General features: G+C 38.4%; 13 protein-coding genes. 8 read left to right on the top strand and 5 right to left on the bottom strand.

The window, feature by feature from the left end; translation table 11 throughout:
* The first annotated feature begins 2 nt into the window (after window positions 1-2).
* The gene (locus tag QPX86_RS10045) at window positions 3-1193 is read left to right on the top strand and encodes an amino acid aminotransferase (RefSeq protein ID WP_285165094.1); all 1191 of its coding nucleotides are present in this window, start codon (window positions 3-5) and stop codon (window positions 1191-1193) included.
* A gap of 72 nt (window positions 1194-1265) precedes the next feature.
* On the opposite strand, the gene serC is transcribed toward QPX86_RS10045, so the two are convergent.
* The gene (gene serC, locus QPX86_RS10040; RefSeq protein ID WP_220755414.1) at window positions 1266-2357 is read right to left on the bottom strand and encodes a 3-phosphoserine/phosphohydroxythreonine transaminase; all 1092 of its coding nucleotides are present in this window, start codon (window positions 2355-2357) and stop codon (window positions 1266-1268) included.
* Between the two features lie 419 nt (window positions 2358-2776).
* On the opposite strand from serC, the gene QPX86_RS10035 reads away from it, so the two are divergent.
* Window positions 2777-3943, top strand: coding sequence for a serine hydrolase domain-containing protein (locus QPX86_RS10035; protein WP_220755556.1), 1167 nt, complete (start codon window positions 2777-2779; stop codon window positions 3941-3943).
* A gap of 109 nt (window positions 3944-4052) precedes the next feature.
* Here QPX86_RS10035 and gyrA read toward each other — a convergent pair whose 3' ends face one another.
* Window positions 4053-6743 carry a DNA gyrase subunit A gene (gene gyrA, locus QPX86_RS10030; RefSeq protein ID WP_220755555.1) on the bottom strand — a complete coding sequence of 897 codons (2691 nt, stop codon included), beginning with the start codon at window positions 6741-6743 and terminating at the stop codon, window positions 4053-4055.
* 356 nt (window positions 6744-7099) lie between these two features.
* Here gyrA and ubiG point away from each other — a divergent pair, with 356 nt between their 5' ends.
* The 5 genes from ubiG to yfaE all read left to right on the top strand — a co-directional run bounded on the left by ubiG (window position 7100) and on the right by yfaE (window position 13033).
* Window positions 7100-7828 (top strand): bifunctional 2-polyprenyl-6-hydroxyphenol methylase/3-demethylubiquinol 3-O-methyltransferase UbiG, encoded by a 729-nt coding sequence (ubiG, locus tag QPX86_RS10025; protein ID WP_285165093.1) that lies wholly within the window; start codon window positions 7100-7102, stop codon window positions 7826-7828.
* A gap of 125 nt (window positions 7829-7953) precedes the next feature.
* Complete coding sequence (locus tag QPX86_RS10020) at window positions 7954-8622, top strand: HAD family hydrolase (RefSeq protein ID WP_285165092.1); 669 nt, start codon at window positions 7954-7956, stop codon at window positions 8620-8622.
* Between the two features lie 609 nt (window positions 8623-9231).
* A complete protein-coding gene (nrdA, locus tag QPX86_RS10015; RefSeq protein WP_285165091.1) occupies window positions 9232-11520 on the top strand; it encodes a class 1a ribonucleoside-diphosphate reductase subunit alpha in 2289 nt (762 codons plus the stop codon).
* 54 nt (window positions 11521-11574) lie between these two features.
* Window positions 11575-12705, top strand: coding sequence for a class Ia ribonucleoside-diphosphate reductase subunit beta (nrdB, locus tag QPX86_RS10010; protein WP_285165090.1), 1131 nt, complete (start codon window positions 11575-11577; stop codon window positions 12703-12705).
* A complete protein-coding gene (gene yfaE, locus QPX86_RS10005) occupies window positions 12680-13033 on the top strand; it encodes a class I ribonucleotide reductase maintenance protein YfaE (RefSeq protein ID WP_285165089.1) in 354 nt (117 codons plus the stop codon). Before nrdB ends, yfaE begins: the two co-directional genes overlap by 26 nt.
* 176 nt (window positions 13034-13209) lie before the next feature.
* Here yfaE and QPX86_RS10000 read toward each other — a convergent pair whose 3' ends face one another.
* Window positions 13210-14106: a LysR family transcriptional regulator gene (locus tag QPX86_RS10000; protein WP_220755549.1), complete on the bottom strand. Its 897-nt coding sequence runs from the start codon at window positions 14104-14106 to the stop codon at window positions 13210-13212.
* Between the two features lie 123 nt (window positions 14107-14229).
* On the opposite strand from QPX86_RS10000, the gene QPX86_RS09995 reads away from it, so the two are divergent.
* Window positions 14230-15630: an MATE family efflux transporter gene (locus QPX86_RS09995; RefSeq protein WP_285165088.1), complete on the top strand. Its 1401-nt coding sequence runs from the start codon at window positions 14230-14232 to the stop codon at window positions 15628-15630.
* Window positions 15631-15749: 119 nt separating this feature from the next.
* Here the strand turns inward: QPX86_RS09995 and QPX86_RS09990 are convergent, their stop codons facing one another.
* Both QPX86_RS09990 and QPX86_RS09985 read right to left on the bottom strand, forming a co-directional pair.
* Window positions 15750-17045 (bottom strand): sensor domain-containing diguanylate cyclase, encoded by a 1296-nt coding sequence (locus tag QPX86_RS09990; protein WP_285165087.1) that lies wholly within the window; start codon window positions 17043-17045, stop codon window positions 15750-15752.
* Between the two features lie 136 nt (window positions 17046-17181).
* Window positions 17182-18729 carry an AbgT family transporter gene (locus QPX86_RS09985; protein ID WP_285165158.1) on the bottom strand — a complete coding sequence of 516 codons (1548 nt, stop codon included), beginning with the start codon at window positions 18727-18729 and terminating at the stop codon, window positions 17182-17184.
* Window positions 18730-18950 lie beyond the last annotated feature (221 nt).

Raw genomic sequence — 18950 nt, 5'->3', positions numbered from 1 at the left:
CCATGTTCAATACTTTAACTGCAATGCCTGCAGATCCAATCCTGGGATTACTCACCCAATACCGCCAAGACAATCACCCTCAAAAAATCGATTTGGGTGTAGGCGTATATAAAGATCCAGTTGGTCACACGCCTATCTTAGATTGTGTAAAAAGAGCAGAGCAACTCAGAACCGATACAGAAAACACCAAAGTATATATTGGGCCAACGGGTTCTGAACCATTTAATCGTTTAATGACAGAACTTGCTTTTGGTCAAGGACATGCTGTATTACTTGCGGATCGTATTCGTACTGTGTCAACGCCTGGTGGAACTGGCGCTCTAAGAGTCGCTGCGGAATTTATCAAAAGCTGCAATCCTAACGCTGTAATTTGGGTAAGCGATCCGACTTGGGCTAACCATACAGGTCTATTTGAAGCTGCTGGTTTAACAGTTAAAACGTATCCTTATTATGACTACGATACAAAAACACTAAAATTTGAAGAAATGAAAGCAGCGCTTAATACAATAAGCCAAGATGATGTTGTTTTACTTCATGCTTGTTGCCACAACCCTAGTGGGATGGACTTATCGGTCGAACAATGGGATGAAGTCATCGCAATTACGGCTAAGCAAGGTTTTACGCCTTTAATCGATATGGCATACCAAGGTTTTGGAGATGGTGTTGATGAAGATGCCTATGGCGTTCGTCAAATGGCTACAGCGGTCGAAGAAATGATTTTGTGTAGCTCTTGCTCTAAAAACTTCGGTTTATATCGTGAACGTATTGGTGCGTGCACTTTAGTCGCGAAGGACAGTAATACCGCCAATGTTGCTTTTTCAGTGCTACTTTATGTTGTCCGCTGTATTTACTCTATGCCGCCAGCGCACGGTGCTGCTATTGTAGAAACAATCCTAGGAACACCAGAACTTAAGCAACAATGGTTAGATGAACTGACAGTAATGCGAAACCGCATAAATGGTAATCGTCAAATGTTAGTCAATAAATTAATTGAGAATGGCGTTAAGCAAGACTTCAGCTTCATTGCCAATCAAAAGGGTATGTTTTCGTTTTTAGGCATTAATGCAGAGCAAGTAGAAACCTTAAAACAGCAACATAGTATTTATATGGTCGGTTCAAGCCGCATGAGTATCGCAGGAATAAGCGAAACAAATGTTGATTACCTAGCTAAATCTATCAGCTCTATTTTGTAATTTAAAAAAAAGCGAGTGACCTAGATGTCATTCGCTTTTCTTTTTATCTTTTAGTATCGCTATTTCCCAAGACTAACCATGCTTTTTGGCAAATGCTTTCATAAAACTTACTAAAGCTTGTACACCAGATAACGGCATTGCGTTATAAATACTTGCACGCATACCACCAACAATACGATGTCCCTTCAACGCCACTAATCCTGCTTGTTCAGCCTGCTTTAAAAATTCACTATCTAAGTTGCTGTCAGTAAGCTGAAAAGTGACATTCATTCTTGAGCGATTCGCAGCTACAACACCATTCTTATAAAATGGGTTCTCATCGATGCACTGATATAACGTGTCAGCTTTTTGTTTATTTACAGCTTCTATGGCACTGACACCCCCCTGTACTGTTAACCAGTCGAACACTTCAGCTGCAAGATACCAAGCAAAAGTCGGCGGCGTGTTAAACATTGAATCATTTGCTTGAGCCACACTGTAATCCATAATAGAAGATTGAGGTAAGCTAGGCAGTTTAAGCATATCATCACGCACAATGACAATTGATAAACCTGAAGGACCAATATTTTTTTGTGCACCCGCATAGATTAGACCGTACTGACTCACATCAATTTTACGTGACATGATAGTTGATGATAAATCAACAACCACAGGCCAAGGGCTATCTAAATTGTCAAAAATCTCAATACCATCTACTGTCTCATTGGCACAAAAATGCACATAACGATAATCTTTATCAATGCTATGTAAATCAGGTAGAACTACTTGATTTAGCCCAGACTTGTTTTTAACAATATTAAGCTGATCAATATTATCTTCACCGACTAACTTTACCGCTTCTTTAACTGCAGCAGTCGACCATTGTCCATTGACTAAATAAAGCGCTTTACCATTATCACCTAAAAAATTATTAACCACATTGGTGAATTGCCCACGTCCCCCGCCATGCATAAATAACACATGGTAGTTACTTGGAATATCCATCAGATCTCGTAATGTTTTTTCAGCATGTTGGGTCAATGCAATAAACTCTTTACTGCGATGACTAATTTCCATGACGGAGACACCCAAGCCATTCCAATCAATTAACTCTTGCTGTGCTTTTTGCATTACAGCTTGTGGTAACATGGCAGGTCCAGCACAAAAATTATAAATAGCGCTCACAGCATTGTCCTTTATCGTTTTGGGTTAAAACATTAAATTGATAGCATTTTGACAAGCAGTATATATCAACTGTTTAGTGGCTAAAATGAAAAATAATCATAAAGCTGCTAAGGATTGAAATTATTCAATTTAAGATATGTTTAAATATTATCTTTGGAGTATTTTTTGATAGAATTCACTGCTTTTTTGACGGTTAAAAGCTTTAGATTTTAAAAGCTACTATTTAAGCAAGTTAAGATACTTTTATATCGACTCTTTTGCTGGTCCATTAGCAAAGTTTCATTATTAATTACTAGTAAATTAACCTGTTATGAACAACAATACTTGTACACAAGTTAGTAACAAACGCCTTTTAGTTTTCTAATAGCGTCACAAATACAATAAAAAATAAGCCGTTTAAACGGTCATTGGAACTGTAAATGTTTTTAAAACCTATTTTGCTTTTAGGCACTCTATCTATCGGGGCTCTTAGCCCTATTTCTTCTTTAGCCGCAACGCAATCTGAATATATTCAAATAACAAATAACTTTAAACAAAATTTCCACAGTCAACTCAGAAAAAGTAAAGTTCCCGGTGGCGCTTTTGTTATTGTTGAAGGTGATCAAGTATTAAAGCTTGGTACTTATGGTAAGCGTACTAAAGGCGGCAGTTTAAATGTAAACGCTGATACTGTTTTTAGACTAGCGTCCGTGTCAAAAACATTTGCTGGCACATTGGCTAGTATGTTGGTTAATGAGAAAAAATTAAACTGGCAACAACCTATTGTGCATTATCTTCCTGAATTTACCCTGGCAGACAAACAACAAGCTAAGGACATTAACCTTGGTCATATCATTGGCCAAAGTACCGGTTTGATGCCAAACAGCTACGATAATTTAATCAATGCTAATGTCGACATGGAGCGTATTATCAATAAGTTCTCTGAGTTGACACCTATGTGCCAACCAGGTGTTTGTTACAGCTATCAAAATGTCGCGTTTTCATTTATACAAAATGCGATTGAACAACAATCTGGTCAATCTTACGAAGAGTTACTACAGCAGAAAATATTTTCCCCTCTCAACATGAAAACTGCATCTATTGGCTATGATGCATTTGATCAGCAAAGTAATCGCGCTGAACCTCACGTTAAGACAAAGTCTGGTTTCAGAAAAGTTACGGTAAAACCAAACTATTATTCAGTTGCACCTGCTGCTGGAATTAATGCCAGTATTACTGATATGTCAAAATGGCTCATTGCTAACCTTGGCGAAAACCCTGGTGTGTTATCAAATAGTGTAATTAAGGATGTCACAACAGCTGGTGTCAGAACGACGAAAGAGCTTAGACGACGTGATTGGCGTACATATCTAGATAACGCTCATTATGGTAAAGGCTGGCGAGTATATGAATTTGAAGGCAGGCCTTTAATTTATCATGCTGGTTGGGTTGCGGGCTATGTCGCTGAAGTGTCTTATTCTCCAGAGCTTAATATCGGTATGGCAATGCTACTCAATGGTGAATCACGAGTCATCGCTAAACTAAGCTCAAATTTCTGGCGTGACACCTTTAAAAGAGCCGATACACTTGCGAAGAATAGTCATTAAGCACTCAACTTAATATCTATGAGTAGTATCAAAGCTTTTTAATTACTAGATTCAGACATAAAAAAAGGATGCCATTGGCATCCTTTTTTATAATAGCTTATTGATTTACTTAAGCATCAGATTCTGGAGTATCAGTAGAGTCATCAGCTGTATTCTCTACAGCTTGTGTTTCAGATTGTTCACCTTCAACACCTTCTGCTAACTCTTCTTCAGTTACTTCGATTTCGTCTAGTCTTTGCAAACCAACTACTTTCTCGTCTTCAGCGGTACGGATGATAGTCACACCTTGCGTGTTACGACCAATCAGTGATACGCCACTTGAAGGAGTACGAACTAACGTGCCCTTGTTACTAATCAACATGATTTCTTCTGATTCAGTGACTTGTACAGCGCCAACAACTGCGCCATTACGTTCACTCACCTTAATAGAAACCACACCTTTAGTACCACGGCTTTTAGCTGGGTATTCAGAAAGGTCAGTACGCTTACCATAACCATTTTCAGTCACAGTTAAGATAGAACCTTCTTCTTTAGGAATGATCATTGAAACGACTTTTTGACCATCTTCAAGTTTGATACCGCGAACACCTGTAGCCGTACGGCCCATTGGACGGATAGCAATTAAGTCTTCACCTGTTTCAGGATCTTTCTTCACTTCACCTGTTTCAGAGTCACGTACTTTCTCGTTAAAGCGAACTACTTTACCTTCATTCGAGAACAACATGATGTCATCACTACCATTAGTAATATCTACACCAATTAATTGATCATCGTCTTTCAGGTTAACGGCAATAATACCGTTTGCACGAGGATTACTGTAAGCCGTTAATGCGGTTTTCTTAACTGTACCGTGCGCTGTTGCCATAACAATGAACTTATCATCAGCATATTCACGTACTGGTAAAATCGCAGTAATACGTTCACCATCAGATAATGGTAGTAAGTTAATGATGGGACGGCCACGTGCTGTTCGGCTTGCCAATGGTAATTGGTAAACTTTAAGCCAGTACATTTTACCGAAGTCAGAGAAACAAAGGATGGTGTCATGGGTATTGGCAACAAGTAACTTCTCGACGAAATCTTCGTCTTTAACTTTAGTTGCAGCTTTACCTTTACCACCACGTCGCTGTGCTTGGTAGTCAGTCAGTGGCTGATACTTGGCATAACCCATATGTGATAATGTCACCACGACATCTTCTTCGTTAATTAAGTCTTCAAGACTCATATCAACTTCGTTTTGATTAATTACAGTACGTCGAGCATCACCGTACTGTTCTAATACTTCTTCTAGCTCTTCTTTGATGACTTCCATCAAACGTTCAGGGCTACGAAGGATGAACAGAAGACCAGCAATGAACTCTAATAACTCTTCATATTCAGCAAGAATTTTTTCATGTTCAAGACCAGTTAAGCGATGCAGACGTAATTCAAGAATCGCTTGTGCCTGTTGTTCAGTTAAGAAGTACTCGCCATCGCGAATACCAAATTCTGGCTCTAACCACTCAGGGCGCGCTGCATCATCACCTGCTTTTTCAAGCATGCCTTGCACATTACCGAGTTTCCAACCTTGGGCAACTAATTTAACTTTTGCTTCAGCTGGTGTTGGTGATGCTTTAATTAATGCAATAATTGGGTCAATGTTAGCAAGTGCAATCGCTAATGCTTCAAGGATATGTGCACGTTCGCGAGCTTTACGTAACTCAAATACAGTTCTGCGAGTCACAACTTCACGACGGTGCAGAATAAAGCACTCAAGCATTTCTTTTAGGTTAAACAGTTTTGGTTGACCATTTGTCAACGCAACCATATTGATACCAAAAGAGCACTGCATTTGAGTTTGAGCATACAGGTTATTAAGAACAACCTCGCCTACTTCACCGCGTTTGATTTCAACAACAATACGCATACCGTCTTTATCAGACTCATCACGTAAACCGCTGATACCTTCAATTTTCTTATCTTTTACAAGCTCAGCGATCTTTTCAATCAAACGTGCTTTGTTAACTTGATAAGGAATTTCAGTAACGATAATCCGTTCACGGCCGTTTTCTTCTTCAATTTCGGCTTTAGAGCGCATAACAGCACGGCCGCGGCCAGTCTTATATGCATCAATGATACCTTTACGGCCATTGATTGACGCAGCTGTTGGAAAGTCAGGTCCAGGAATATACTCCATTAGCTGTTCAATTGAGAGACTAGGCTCTTCAATTAACGCTAAACAACCTTGGACAACTTCATTGATATTGTGCGGCGGGATATTGGTCGCCATACCAACAGCAATACCAGAAGAACCATTGATTAATAATGTAGGAATGCGTGTAGGAAGAACCGCAGGGATATGTTCAGTACCATCATAGTTAGGTACATAATCCACGGTTTCTTTTTCTAAATCAGCTAGCAATGAATGCGCTAACTTCTCCATACGAATTTCGGTATAACGCATTGCCGCTGCTGAGTCACCATCGACAGAACCGAAGTTACCTTGGCCGTCTACTAGGGTATAACGCATTGAGAATGGTTGTGCCATACGTACGATTGTATCGTAAACAGCAGAATCACCATGTGGGTGATACTTACCAATTACGTCACCAACAACACGAGCTGATTTTTTATAAGGCTTATTAAAGTCGTTCTTTAATTCGTTCATTGCAAAAAGCACACGACGGTGAACAGGTTTTAAACCGTCACGAACGTCGGGTAATGCACGACCTACGATTACACTCATTGCATAATCTAAATAAGAATTTTTTAGTTCGTCTTCGATGTTAATTGGCGAAATTGATGATGCCAGATCAGTCATAAACTGCTCGTTCCCCTAAAATTAGCGCACAATAATTATTCCATTTTATTGTGTAGCTCAAAAACGTGATTTTGCATTCTAACACAGATAAATAAAGTGGCTAGACCTTAGAACAACGAAAAGTTAAAGCAAGTGAAAAACTGAATAAAAACAGCAAGAATTAGTCAATATTGTTTAGGTTTAACTACTTTTGAAATGCCTAAAGGCTGCTAACAAAACCCCAATGGCTTTTTTATCAGCAGTTACTGCCGAATATATAACCGATTAGAAATGAATCTTGTTTCATCTCACTATGTTTATTGCTTCGTATGGTTATAATGCATGCAATAATCATAAATAAAACATGGGTCCTTGCTATGTCTAACCAAGAACACACTACTCAACAGAATGTTGATCATCAAGAAATCGAAAAATTTGCCCAAATGGCAGAGTCTTGGTGGGATCCAAATGGTGACTTTAAACCATTACATCAATTAAACCCTTTGCGATTAAATTATATTGATCAAACCAGCGGTGGTTTATTTGAAAAACAAGTCATTGATATTGGTTGTGGCGGCGGAATATTGTCTGAAAGCATGGCAAAAATTGGTGCGAAGGTGACGGGTTTAGATATGGGCGAAGCACAAATTGAAGTCGCAAAACTTCATGCCTTAGAAACTGGGGTAACCATCAATTACGATACCATGACTGCTGAAGACCATGCTGCCACTCACGCAAATCATTATGATGTCGTCACTTGTATGGAAATGCTTGAACACGTACCAGATCCATTATCAGTTATTCAAGCATGTTGTGACATGGTTAAGCCTGGAGGTCATGTTTTCTTTTCAACCATCAACCGTAGCATGATGTCATATATACAAGCGATTGTAGGTGCAGAATATGTTTTAAAAATGCTGCCTGTCGGCACACACGATCACAGTAAGTTCATCAGACCTTCAGAGCTAATAAATTTAGTGGATAATACCGACTTAATTTGTCGCGACGCATTAGGCATCACTTATAATCCTCTTTCTGGTGTATATAAGTACACTAACAAGGTCGATGTTAATTACATGATTGCCACTCAAAAGGTCGCTGACTAAACAAAGTAAGATTAAGTTGTCATATCAAAAGGTAACGTCATTTCTGGCGTTACCACCCTTCTTAGTTCCAAATTAAACTTACTGATGTAATAGCTCGATAAGCTTGTTAATAACACGAGGCATTTATGAATTCTATTAAAGCTGTGCTCTTCGATTTAGACGGCACCTTAGCTGATACTGCACCTGATTTAATCCATGCGTTAAATCTAAGCCTGCTAGATCGTAAAATAGCACCTCAGAGTGTTGAAGCGCTGCGGTATTCGGCTTCACATGGCAGTCTTGCTTTAGTTAAAGCCGGCGTACCTCACCTTGATGAAACCACTCAACTTGAAATTCAGCAATCATTGTTGGATTACTACAAAATGGTCAATGGTGAAAAGGCACAGTTATTTGATGGATTTGATGTCTTTCTAGATTTGTTGGACAGTAACGAAATTCCATTTGGCATTGTCACTAACAAACAAGCAAAATTCACTCGACCACTTATCGATGCTTTAGGCTTAACGCATCGGGCGAAATCGATTATAAGTGGAGATTCAACTCATCACCCCAAACCCCATACCGCTCCAATGTTATTAGCTGCACAGCAAATTAATTGTAAACCCCAAGAGATATTATATTTGGGCGACGCAGAACGTGACTTAGTCGCAGCTGACAATGCAGGGATGATTGGCGGAACGGCCCTGTGGGGGTATTTATCTGAATCAGATACTCCAGATCAATGGCCAAGTAAAATTGAATTTAATACCGTTGCTGATTTGCACGAGCTTTTCCTGACGAAAGTTATTTCGTAACCAAAATCATTGCGAAATGGTCGCCATTAAATGGCCTTTTACAACTTATAAAATCGTTAGTTAATCTAGCAAGTCTAGCCTGCTATATTTGAAGAAACTGCATCAGCAACGTCTCTAATTCAGGTATAAGTCTGCTTAGCAAACCTTACATTTAAAAATCAAACTATTTTTATACTGAAACAATCGATCGCTGTTTATTTTAGCGATCGAACTAGCGTAACTTTTCGAACAAAAAAACGCCTAAACCAAAAAAATTAAGCGTATTTTACGTTAGCAGGTTAGCTTTTACTAACTTGTTTCAATATACATGAGATATCCACAAGTTATTCAACAAAATCTTGCTTGCAAATAGTGAGGAACCTCACTATCTTGTATGTATTAAATTTAAAAACACCATATCTTGTGTGTGACATCACTAAGAGACACTAGCTTAAAACCTACGTATCTCGCTGTAACACTAGTATTTTTGTTGATATTATGTTGTGAATACTTTTGGATGATCTGCTTACAAGGGAACGTAATGTGATTTATTGGCGATCGTAAATAACACGGTAGAAAAAGATCCAATAATAAATTGCACCAATAAATATAGAACCAAGGCTTTTTTTAATGAACAGCAATATGACAGTCACTAAACGCAGTGGCGAACGCGAAAAAATTGATTTAGACAAAATTCATCGCGTTATCGAATGGGCAGCAAAAGGACTGAAGAATGTTTCAGTTTCTGAAGTTGAATTACGCTCTCACCTGCAATTTTTCGATGGTATTCCTACTGAAGCTATCCACGAAACAATTATTAAGGCAGCAGCTGATTTAATTTCTCCTGAATCACCTGATTACCAATTTCTTGCTGCTCGTTTAGCTGTATTCCATTTACGTAAAAAAGCTTTCGGTCAGTTCGAACCACCTAAATTAATCGATCAAGTAAACCGTTTGGTTGAGCTTGGTAAATACGATAAGCATATTATTGAAGACTATACAGCTGAAGAATTAACTATTCTTGATGGCTATATGGATCATTGGCGTGATATGGACTTCTCTTATGCTGCAGTAAAGCAATTAGAAGGCAAGTACCTAGTTCAAAACCGTGTTACTAACGAAATATACGAAAGTGCTCAGTTCTTATATATCTTGGTTGCGGCATGTTTATTTGCTAAATATCCTAAAGAAACACGTCTTGATTACATCAAACGTTTTTATGATGCGGTATCTACCTTTAAGATTTCACTGCCGACTCCAATTATGGCTGGCGTTCGTACACCGACACGTCAGTTCAGCTCATGTGTATTGATTGAATGTGACGATAGCTTAGATTCAATTAACGCGACTGCATCTTCTATTGTTAAGTATGTCAGCCAACGTGCAGGTATAGGAATTAACGCTGGTCGTATTCGTGCTTTAGGTAGTCCAATCCGAGGCGGCGAAGCATTCCATACCGGTTGTTTGCCTTTTTACAAGTATTTCCAAACCGCGGTTAAGTCATGCTCACAAGGCGGTGTACGAGGCGGCGCAGCAACCTTGTTCTACCCTATTTGGCATTTAGAAGTTGAATCACTTCTTGTCCTTAAAAATAACCGTGGTGTTGACGACAACCGTGTTCGTCATCTCGATTACGGCGTGCAATTAAACAAACTGATGTATCAGCGTTTAATTAAATCTCAAAACATTAGCTTATTTAGCCCATCTGACGTACCTGGTTTATACGATGCGTTCTTTGCTGATCAAACTGAATTTGAACGTCTGTATTTACAGTATGAAGCTGACACTAGCATTCGTCGCAAAGAGATAAAGGCAGTTGAATTATTTTCACTGATGATGCAAGAGCGAGCTTCAACTGGTCGTATTTATATTCAAAACGTCGACCACTGTAATACCCACAGCCCATTCGACCCAAAAGTTGCGCCAATTAAGCAATCTAACCTTTGTTTAGAAATTGCTTTGCCAACTAAGCCAATGAAAAACATTGAAGATCCAAATGGTGAAATCGCCCTTTGTACTCTTTCAGCGCTTAACCTAGGCGCAATCAATAACTTATCTGAGTTAGAGCCGCTGGCTGATTTGGCAGTTCGTGCACTTGATAACTTATTAGATTATCAAGACTACCCAATTATTTCAGCTCAGCTTGGTTCAATGAATCGTCGAACTCTTGGTATAGGTGTTATTAACTTTGCAAATTACCTAGCGAAAAATGGAATGAAATATTCTGATGGCTCAGGTAACAACTTGACCCATAAAACATTTGAAGCAATTCAGTTCTACTTATTAAAAGCTTCTATGAATTTAGCGAAAGAACAAGGTGCTTGTCCGTTATTTAACGAGACAACGTACGCTGAAGGTATCTTGCCAATTGATACTTACAAACGTGACCTTGATAAAATTTGTAGTGAACCACTTCATATGGATTGGGAAGGTTTACGCAGCGATATTCAGCAACATGGCCTACGTAACTCAACCTTGTCAGCGCTAATGCCTTCTGAAACATCGTCACAGATTTCTAACGCGACTAACGGTATTGAGCCTCCACGTGGCTTGATTAGTGTTAAAGCAAGTAAAGACGGTCAGTTAAAGCAAGTAGTACCAGACTTTGATGAACTAAAACATCAATATGAACTGCTTTGGAATATGCCAAACAACAATGGTTACTTAGAGTTAGTTGGCATTATGCAAAAGTTTATCGACCAAGCTATTTCGGCAAACACTAACTACGACCCAACACGTTTTGACGGTCAGAAAGTTCCGATGCAAACTTTGCTTAAAGATTTGCTAACAGCCTACAAATTAGGGGTTAAGACCCTTTATTATCACAACACTCGTGATGGTGCATCAGACAACTTAGACGACATCACTGTAGTCGAAAAAGAAGACGATGATTGTGCCGGCGGCGCTTGTAAGATTTAATCAATAATTTGCATACAATCGCGGGGAGTTTCCCCGCTTTTTTAGGATATATAAATGGCTTACTCTACTTTTTGTCAAACACCTAACAACCCAATGAACGAGCCAATGTTCATGGGCCAATCGGTTAATGTTGCGCGTTACGATCAACAAAAATATGAAGTTTTTGAAAAGTTAATTGAAAAGCAATTATCTTTTTTCTGGCGCCCAGAAGAAGTAGATGTAAGTAAAGATAAAATTGATTACCAAAGCTTACCTGAGCATGAAAAGCACATTTTCATCTCAAACCTTAAATACCAAACATTATTGGATTCTATTCAAGGTCGTTCACCTAATGTCGCCCTTCTACCTTTAGTGTCACTGCCAGAATTAGAAACATGGATTGAAACCTGGTCGTTTTCAGAGACAATTCACTCGCGTTCTTATACTCATATTATCCGTAATATTGTTAACGACCCATCAGTAGTATTTGACGATATCGTGGTAAATGAAGAAATTCTGAAGCGCGCTGGTGATATTGCACAATACTATGATGACCTTATTGAGTTAACTCAAGTATTCAATTTACACGGTGAAGGCACTCATAATATCAATGGTAAAGAAATCGCGGTCAGTTCGCGAATTCTTAAGAAATCACTTTACCTTTGTATGATGTCTGTGAATGCATTAGAAGCTATTCGTTTCTATGTGAGCTTTGCTTGTTCGTTTGCATTCGCAGAACGTAAGTTGATGGAGGGTAACGCTAAAATTATCCGCTTAATCGCCCGTGATGAAGCGTTACACCTTAATAGCACTCAGCATATTGTTAATATTATGCAAGGCGGCAAAGATGACCCAGAAATGGGAGAGATTGCCAAAGAATGTCATGACCAAGCTTATGACATCTTTTTCAAAGCGGCTGAGCAAGAAAAAGAATGGGCACAATACCTGTTTAAAGATGGCTCAATGATTGGTTTGAACGAGCAAATTTTGTGTCAGTATGTTGAATACATCACTAACCAACGTATGAAAGCCGTAAACCTGCCACAACCTTATCCAGAGCAATCTAACCCGCTTCCATGGATGAAAAACTGGCTAGAAAGTGATGCTGTACAAGTTGCACCACAGGAAGTTGAAGTGTCATCTTATTTAGTGGGTCAAATTGACTCTGCTGTAGACAGTGATGAGTTTTCTGACTTTGACCTATAAGCACAACTTTAAAAAAGCGCCCATTGTCAGTTTAAATGGTGAGCCTGTGTTGCTGTTCAATCAACAGCAACACACTCTGCTTGAAGTATTAGAAATAAAAAAAGTGAATGTATTCTCTGAATGCAGAAATGGCTTTTGTGGCGCCTGCAAAACAACAGTAAACAAAGGCAGTGTCAGTTATATCACTAAACCTTTAGTTGAACTTAAAGACAATGAGTGTTTGCCTTGTTGTTGTGTGCCAGATTCTAATTTAGACCTTGATTTAACCACAGACGAACCAAGCAACCTTTATGTTCAGCACAATAAGTCTGTGGTTATTCTAGATTGATAGAGTCAGATTAATAAAATTAGCTTGGTATAGTTAGTTTATTAGTATTAAACACATAGAAAGCAATATCCCGCAAAGTAAGTTAGCTGAAACCTTTACCTTAATCCTTAATTCATAAATCTTTTTCATAAACCTCAAAAAGTGCAACTTCAAACATACTTAATGAGCCATCTATACTAACGAGCACGTTTCGCTTTTTTTGCTTCTATAAACATTTTATCGACTTCGCCAAACATCCAGTTCATGATATTACCTGCACCTTTATCACGACGTTTTACTAACCCCATTTCAATCAAAATCGAATCAGGAATGTGATAACAACTCAATTCTTTTATCTCACCTGAATACCAAGACGAATCAGCAATATGCTCAGGTACAAGCGCCCAGCCTAAACCTCGAACAACTAAAGAGGTAATATGATAATAACTGTCAACGTGCCAGCAGTTAGCCGATATGGCCTTGCTAGCTGTTTGTAAGTCACAAATGACTAACTGCCTATATTGATTTAGCTCTGCAATATTAGGTACTGGGATTTCAGCTAATGGATGATCTACTGACACGATCAATGAATGATGAAAGCTGTCGATACTAAAAAACTCTAACCGTTCACATAATTGTTCTCCTCTGAACAATACACCTAGATCAGCTTTACCATCGTCAACCCATTGAGCAATATCATCTCTTGATCCATTAAGAATGGTAAGTTTTAATAAAGGAAATGTCAGCGCAGTTTTTATATAAAACTCTTCAAAAATAGAAATTGGCACAGCTTCATCAATTGCTATGGTTAGGGCTAACTCATCTTCAGTCTGTACCATCATAGCTCTTGAATTTAATCGCTCACACTGTGCTAGCACAGCGTTGGCTTCAATAAGCATTTGCTTGCCTTGCTCTGTTAAAATAGGCGTGCGACCTGCTCTATCAAACAACTTGAATCCTAAATCAATTTCTAAATTGGCAACCGCGGTACTCACTCGTGATTGGGCTTTGCCTAAGGTCCGCGCCGCTGCAGAAAAAGAGCCCGTATTCACAGCTGCTACGAAAGCTTGTAATTGCTCTATTGACCAATTCATTTCAACTCCACAAGATTAAACCAACCCACCTATCCGAATACCGGATAGTTACCAACTTTATTCTATCTTACAAATAGCAATAATACGCACTATTAGCTTGTAGAATAATTTTGAGTGTGGATCATGTCTAACGTAAAACCTAAGCCATCGACCTTAACCGTCAGCCAGCATTTTTGGAAATATGCCATTCCATCGATCGCAGCTATGTTAGTCAGCGGTCTTTATCAAATCATCGACGGTATTTTTGTAGGCCATTATATTGGTTTTGAAGGTTTAGCAGGTATTAATATGGCTTGGCCTGTTATCTGTTGTATTGCAGGTGTGGGAATGATGATTGGCATGGGTGGTGGTAGTTTGCTATCAATTAGTCGCGGTGAACACAAACCCAAAGATGGTCAACGTGTATTAAATAACGCCGTCGCATTAATTGTTATTCTTAGTGTACTTGCAGCTGTGTTTATACATTATTTAGGTGAATCATTATTGCTACTGCAGTCTGCAAATGGGACTAACTTTGATATGGCGATGAACTATATCGAGGTGTTTGCCTACGGCGCATTTTTTACCGCCGCAGCCACTGCATTTCCGTTGCTGGTGCGTAATGATGAAAACCCGAGCATTGCAACCAAATTACTGATTATTGGTGCAACACTTAACATTGTTTTAGATTATCTACTGATAGCTGTATATCCGTTAGGATTAAAAGGCGCTGCTATTGCAACACTTTTATCGCAAGCAACCGTAGTTGTGCTTGGGTTTAGTTACTTTCTCTCATCGCATGCCAATACACGAATTAAATTTGAGCTTGGTTTATTAAACCCAAAACAAATGAAGCACATCATTGTTTTAGGTAGTTCGAGCTTGTTCATGTTTTTGTATTTCAGTTTTATCATAGCACTGCATAATTATCTGTTCATGAAGTTCGGTTCTGCAATCCATGTCGCTGCATTTGCCATTGTTGGTTATGTAGCAACAACTTTCTTTCTACTGGCTGAAGGTATCGCTGGCGGTATGCAGCCACCTGTGAGTTATTACTATGGCGCTAAACAAATAGATAACATCAAAAGCACAGTTAAACTGGCAGTAAAAGTCATAGTCATATTGGCGCTATCTACGCTAGCTATTATTAATATATTTCCTGAGTTTGTAATCGGCTTTTTTAGCAGTGAAGATAAGGTGTTAATGGCGGAAACCTTAGTGGGTATGCGTTTGCACTTATTTGCACTGGTATTAGATGGACTTATTTTTATCGCTACTATGTACTTTATGGCGGTAAACCAAGGTGGTCGCTCTTTGACTATTTCGTTAGGCAATATGTTGATTCAAATTCCTTTTCTATTAATGTTGCCATCAATATTGGGGGTAAACGGAATCTGGCTTTCTGTACCTTTATCGAACGTTGCTTTATGTATTCTATTGTCACCGTTAATATTCAATGAAATTAAAAGAGTTAACAATTTAAAGCTTGGCAGCGTTATTAATGTTGATGCAACTACTGCTAAACAGGTAAACGCTATCATTTAACTGTAAGTCTAGTTGAAGTATAAATAGCAGCAACTGGGCTTTTGTATTTGAATAATAAATATCAGGCATCCACATTGAGACTTTGACAGCTCTAGTGTGAATGCCAAGGATAACGTTATTCATATAGCAGTTAAATCTGAAATGTTAACATTGTTTTTACCATTACTTTTAGCAAGATATAAACATTTATCTGCAGCTTTAATGAGGTTTTCTATTCGCTTCATATCATGGCATTGTTTTGCTTCACTAATCCCAATGCTGACAGTAACAGTAAAAGCTCTTTCCTCAGATTTGAACTCTAGTCGTTCAAAGCTAGCTCTAATGGTTTCAGCAAGTTCCAACACAAGCTGCATATCCAATGTTGGAATGAAACCGATAAACTCCTCGCCGCCCCAACGACCAACTGCACCTTGATTATCTTCAATAACCGCTTTGATAATATCTGCTAACGCTTTAATAACCTTGTCACCACTATGATGACCGTAGGTGTCATTAACCAGTTTAAAATCATCTATGTCTAACAAAAAACAAGTTAAATCAGCTGAATTACCCAAATGCTTATCTAACCAATCATAAATAGCACTTCTATTAAAAATGTCCGTTAATTCATCATGAGTTGCTTTGTACGCCAGTTCTTTCTCAAGTTGTACTTTATCAGTCACATCCTCAATCACAACTTGTACTGCTGGCTCACCATCCCATTCGATTAAGTTATCGTATATATTGAAAAAACGAGTGGAACCATCAAAACAGATGTTTTCAACCACACTCGTACTTCCAATTGTATTTCCGCAAATAATTTCTTGATAATGTTGTTTAGCTAGCACTTGATATTGGTGAGGAATTAATTTTAAAACGGAATCAATACCCATGACTTGTTCGTTAGAGTTAGCTCTCAATAGTTTCACACATGCATCATTAATCATTAAAGGTTTAAAGTTACGGTGCACCATAATTCCTTGCCCCGAATCAGTTATTAACCTTTTAAACATTAAATCTTGCTCTCTGATCCGTTCATTTGCCTCTACTAAGACAGATAAATCTATAACCGTGACTTGCAAAGCCGGTTTTCCATGCCACTGGATCAAATGGTCAACTGAAAACACAGTAAATTCTCGACCATTTCTATCAATATTGGTAAATGTATGACCTCGTGGATACATCTTACCAGCAACAATATTATGATAATTTTGAGTAGCTAACTTATGTATATCAACAGGAAGTAAATCAAGAAAAGAATCTATATGACTTAACAAAGATTCTGGTGATTCATAACCAAAAATTTTAGCGTAAATCTCGTCAACATGAACAGCGTTCATGTCTTGAATAATGATGACACCATAACTTGAATCAATATTAATTTGTGGCATAGAAATTTTAAGTAAAACACTCTTTATAAGATTAATTAATGTCAATTATAGTCGTTAACAGATAAATTCAACCAGTTGGTATTTGATTATTTGATAACTCTAATGGCCGTCATTAATAATTATCGGACGCAAAAAAAAGCAGCGTAAATACGCTGCTTTAAATCTGTAATGATTTGATAAATTATCCGTAGGTGTAACTCGCACCTAAACCTAAAGGAAAACCAATTGACCAATAAATTAATAGCCAAGCACTCCAGATCGATAATAACGCCAAGCTAAATGGCAGCATCATCGAAATCAAGGTTCCAATCCCAATTCCCTTTACATAGCGCTGACAGTAAACAACAACCAGAGGGAAATAAGGCATAAGTGGCGTAATGATATTTGAGCTTGAATCGCCAATACGATAAGCCGCTTGCGATAAGTCAGGACTGATATTTAACTGCATTAACATTGGTACTAACACAGGACCGATTAACGCCCATTTAGCTGATGAAGAACCAACAAACAGGTTTACAAAACCGACTAAGATAATCATCCCAACAACGGTCACTTCTGCAGGTAAATTTAATGCTTTGAGACCACCTGCGCCTTCAACAGCGATTAAGGCTCCCAAGTTTGAAGCAGAAAAAGCCGCTACAAACTGAGCACAGAAAAATGCCATCACAATATAATGAGACATACCACTCATTGACTTCGACATTGCCTGCACAACATCTGACGATGTTTTAAAGCTGCCTGTCATGTAGCCATAAACTAAACCTGGTAACATAAAGAAGATGAAAATTAACGGCACAATTGATTGCATCAATGGGGCACTAAAGCTCGTTAGCGATCCATTGGCATCACGCAGCGTAGACGTTTCAGGAATCGTTAATGAAAAGAAACCGACTATTGCGGCTAACATCACAGCTGAAGCGATTCTAAAAGCTTTCATTTCTTTATCGCTAGCTTCATCCATCGCCGGTAAGTCAACTTCATCACGGTTAACTTTATGGGATTTATTGAGTCTTGGCTCAAGAATTTTATCCGTTAAATACCAAATAACTAGCGTAATCGGAATACATGAAGATGCAGCAAAGAACCAGTTGTTTAACGGATTAACTTGAATCTCTGGGTCAACAATTTGCGCAGCCGCTTGGGTAAAACTCTGCAGTAAAGGATCGATGCCAGATGGGATAAAGTTAGCACAAAATCCGCCAGAAACACCGGCAAACGCAGCAGCAATACCTGCTAAAGGATGACGACCTACAGTAAAGAAGATAACGCCAGCTAACGGTATAACCACCACGTAGCCTGCATCAGTTGCGGTATGTGAAATAATACCTACAAGCACAACTGCTGGTGTTAAAAACTTTGCAGGAGTCACTTTAAGCATTTGCTTCAATGCAGTATTGATAAAGCCAGACTGCTCAGCAATACCCACACCTAACATAGCAACTAATACAACACCTAAAGGAGCAAATGCAGTAAAAGTAGTCACCATCGAAGTCAAAAAGTGCGTTAACGCATCTGCACTTAATAAATTATTAACCTCAATAGGGTTATTGGTTCTTGGATCGATTGCTTCAAAATTAACGCCCGAAAGCAATGCTGAAATAACCCAAACTGCAAACATTAAAATTAAAAATAACATAGCCGGATCTGGGAGTTTATTTCCCACTCTCTCAATGCTATCTAACGCTCTACCTAGTAATCCCGGAGCTTTCTCCGTAGAGTCACTTTTCATCGTCATCACTTCCTACCTTGTCAGTATTTGGCAAGTTACTGTGCAAATAAAATAAAAATTATTGCACAAACAATCGCCAAAAATCTGCTTAATATAATTTTTAGCCCTAAAGAATAAACAAAGAGTCTGTAATCAAACTTAAATTCAAACCTAAGTAGTACATAAAACAGTCACTTAATAGACAAAATAAAACAAGATTTTTGAAATTGAGAACTAAGACA

Source organism: Shewanella goraebulensis (assembly GCF_030252245.1).
Classification (GTDB): Bacteria; Pseudomonadota; Gammaproteobacteria; order Enterobacterales; family Shewanellaceae; genus Shewanella; species Shewanella goraebulensis.
This window is presented reverse-complemented; position numbering and strand designations above follow the sequence as displayed.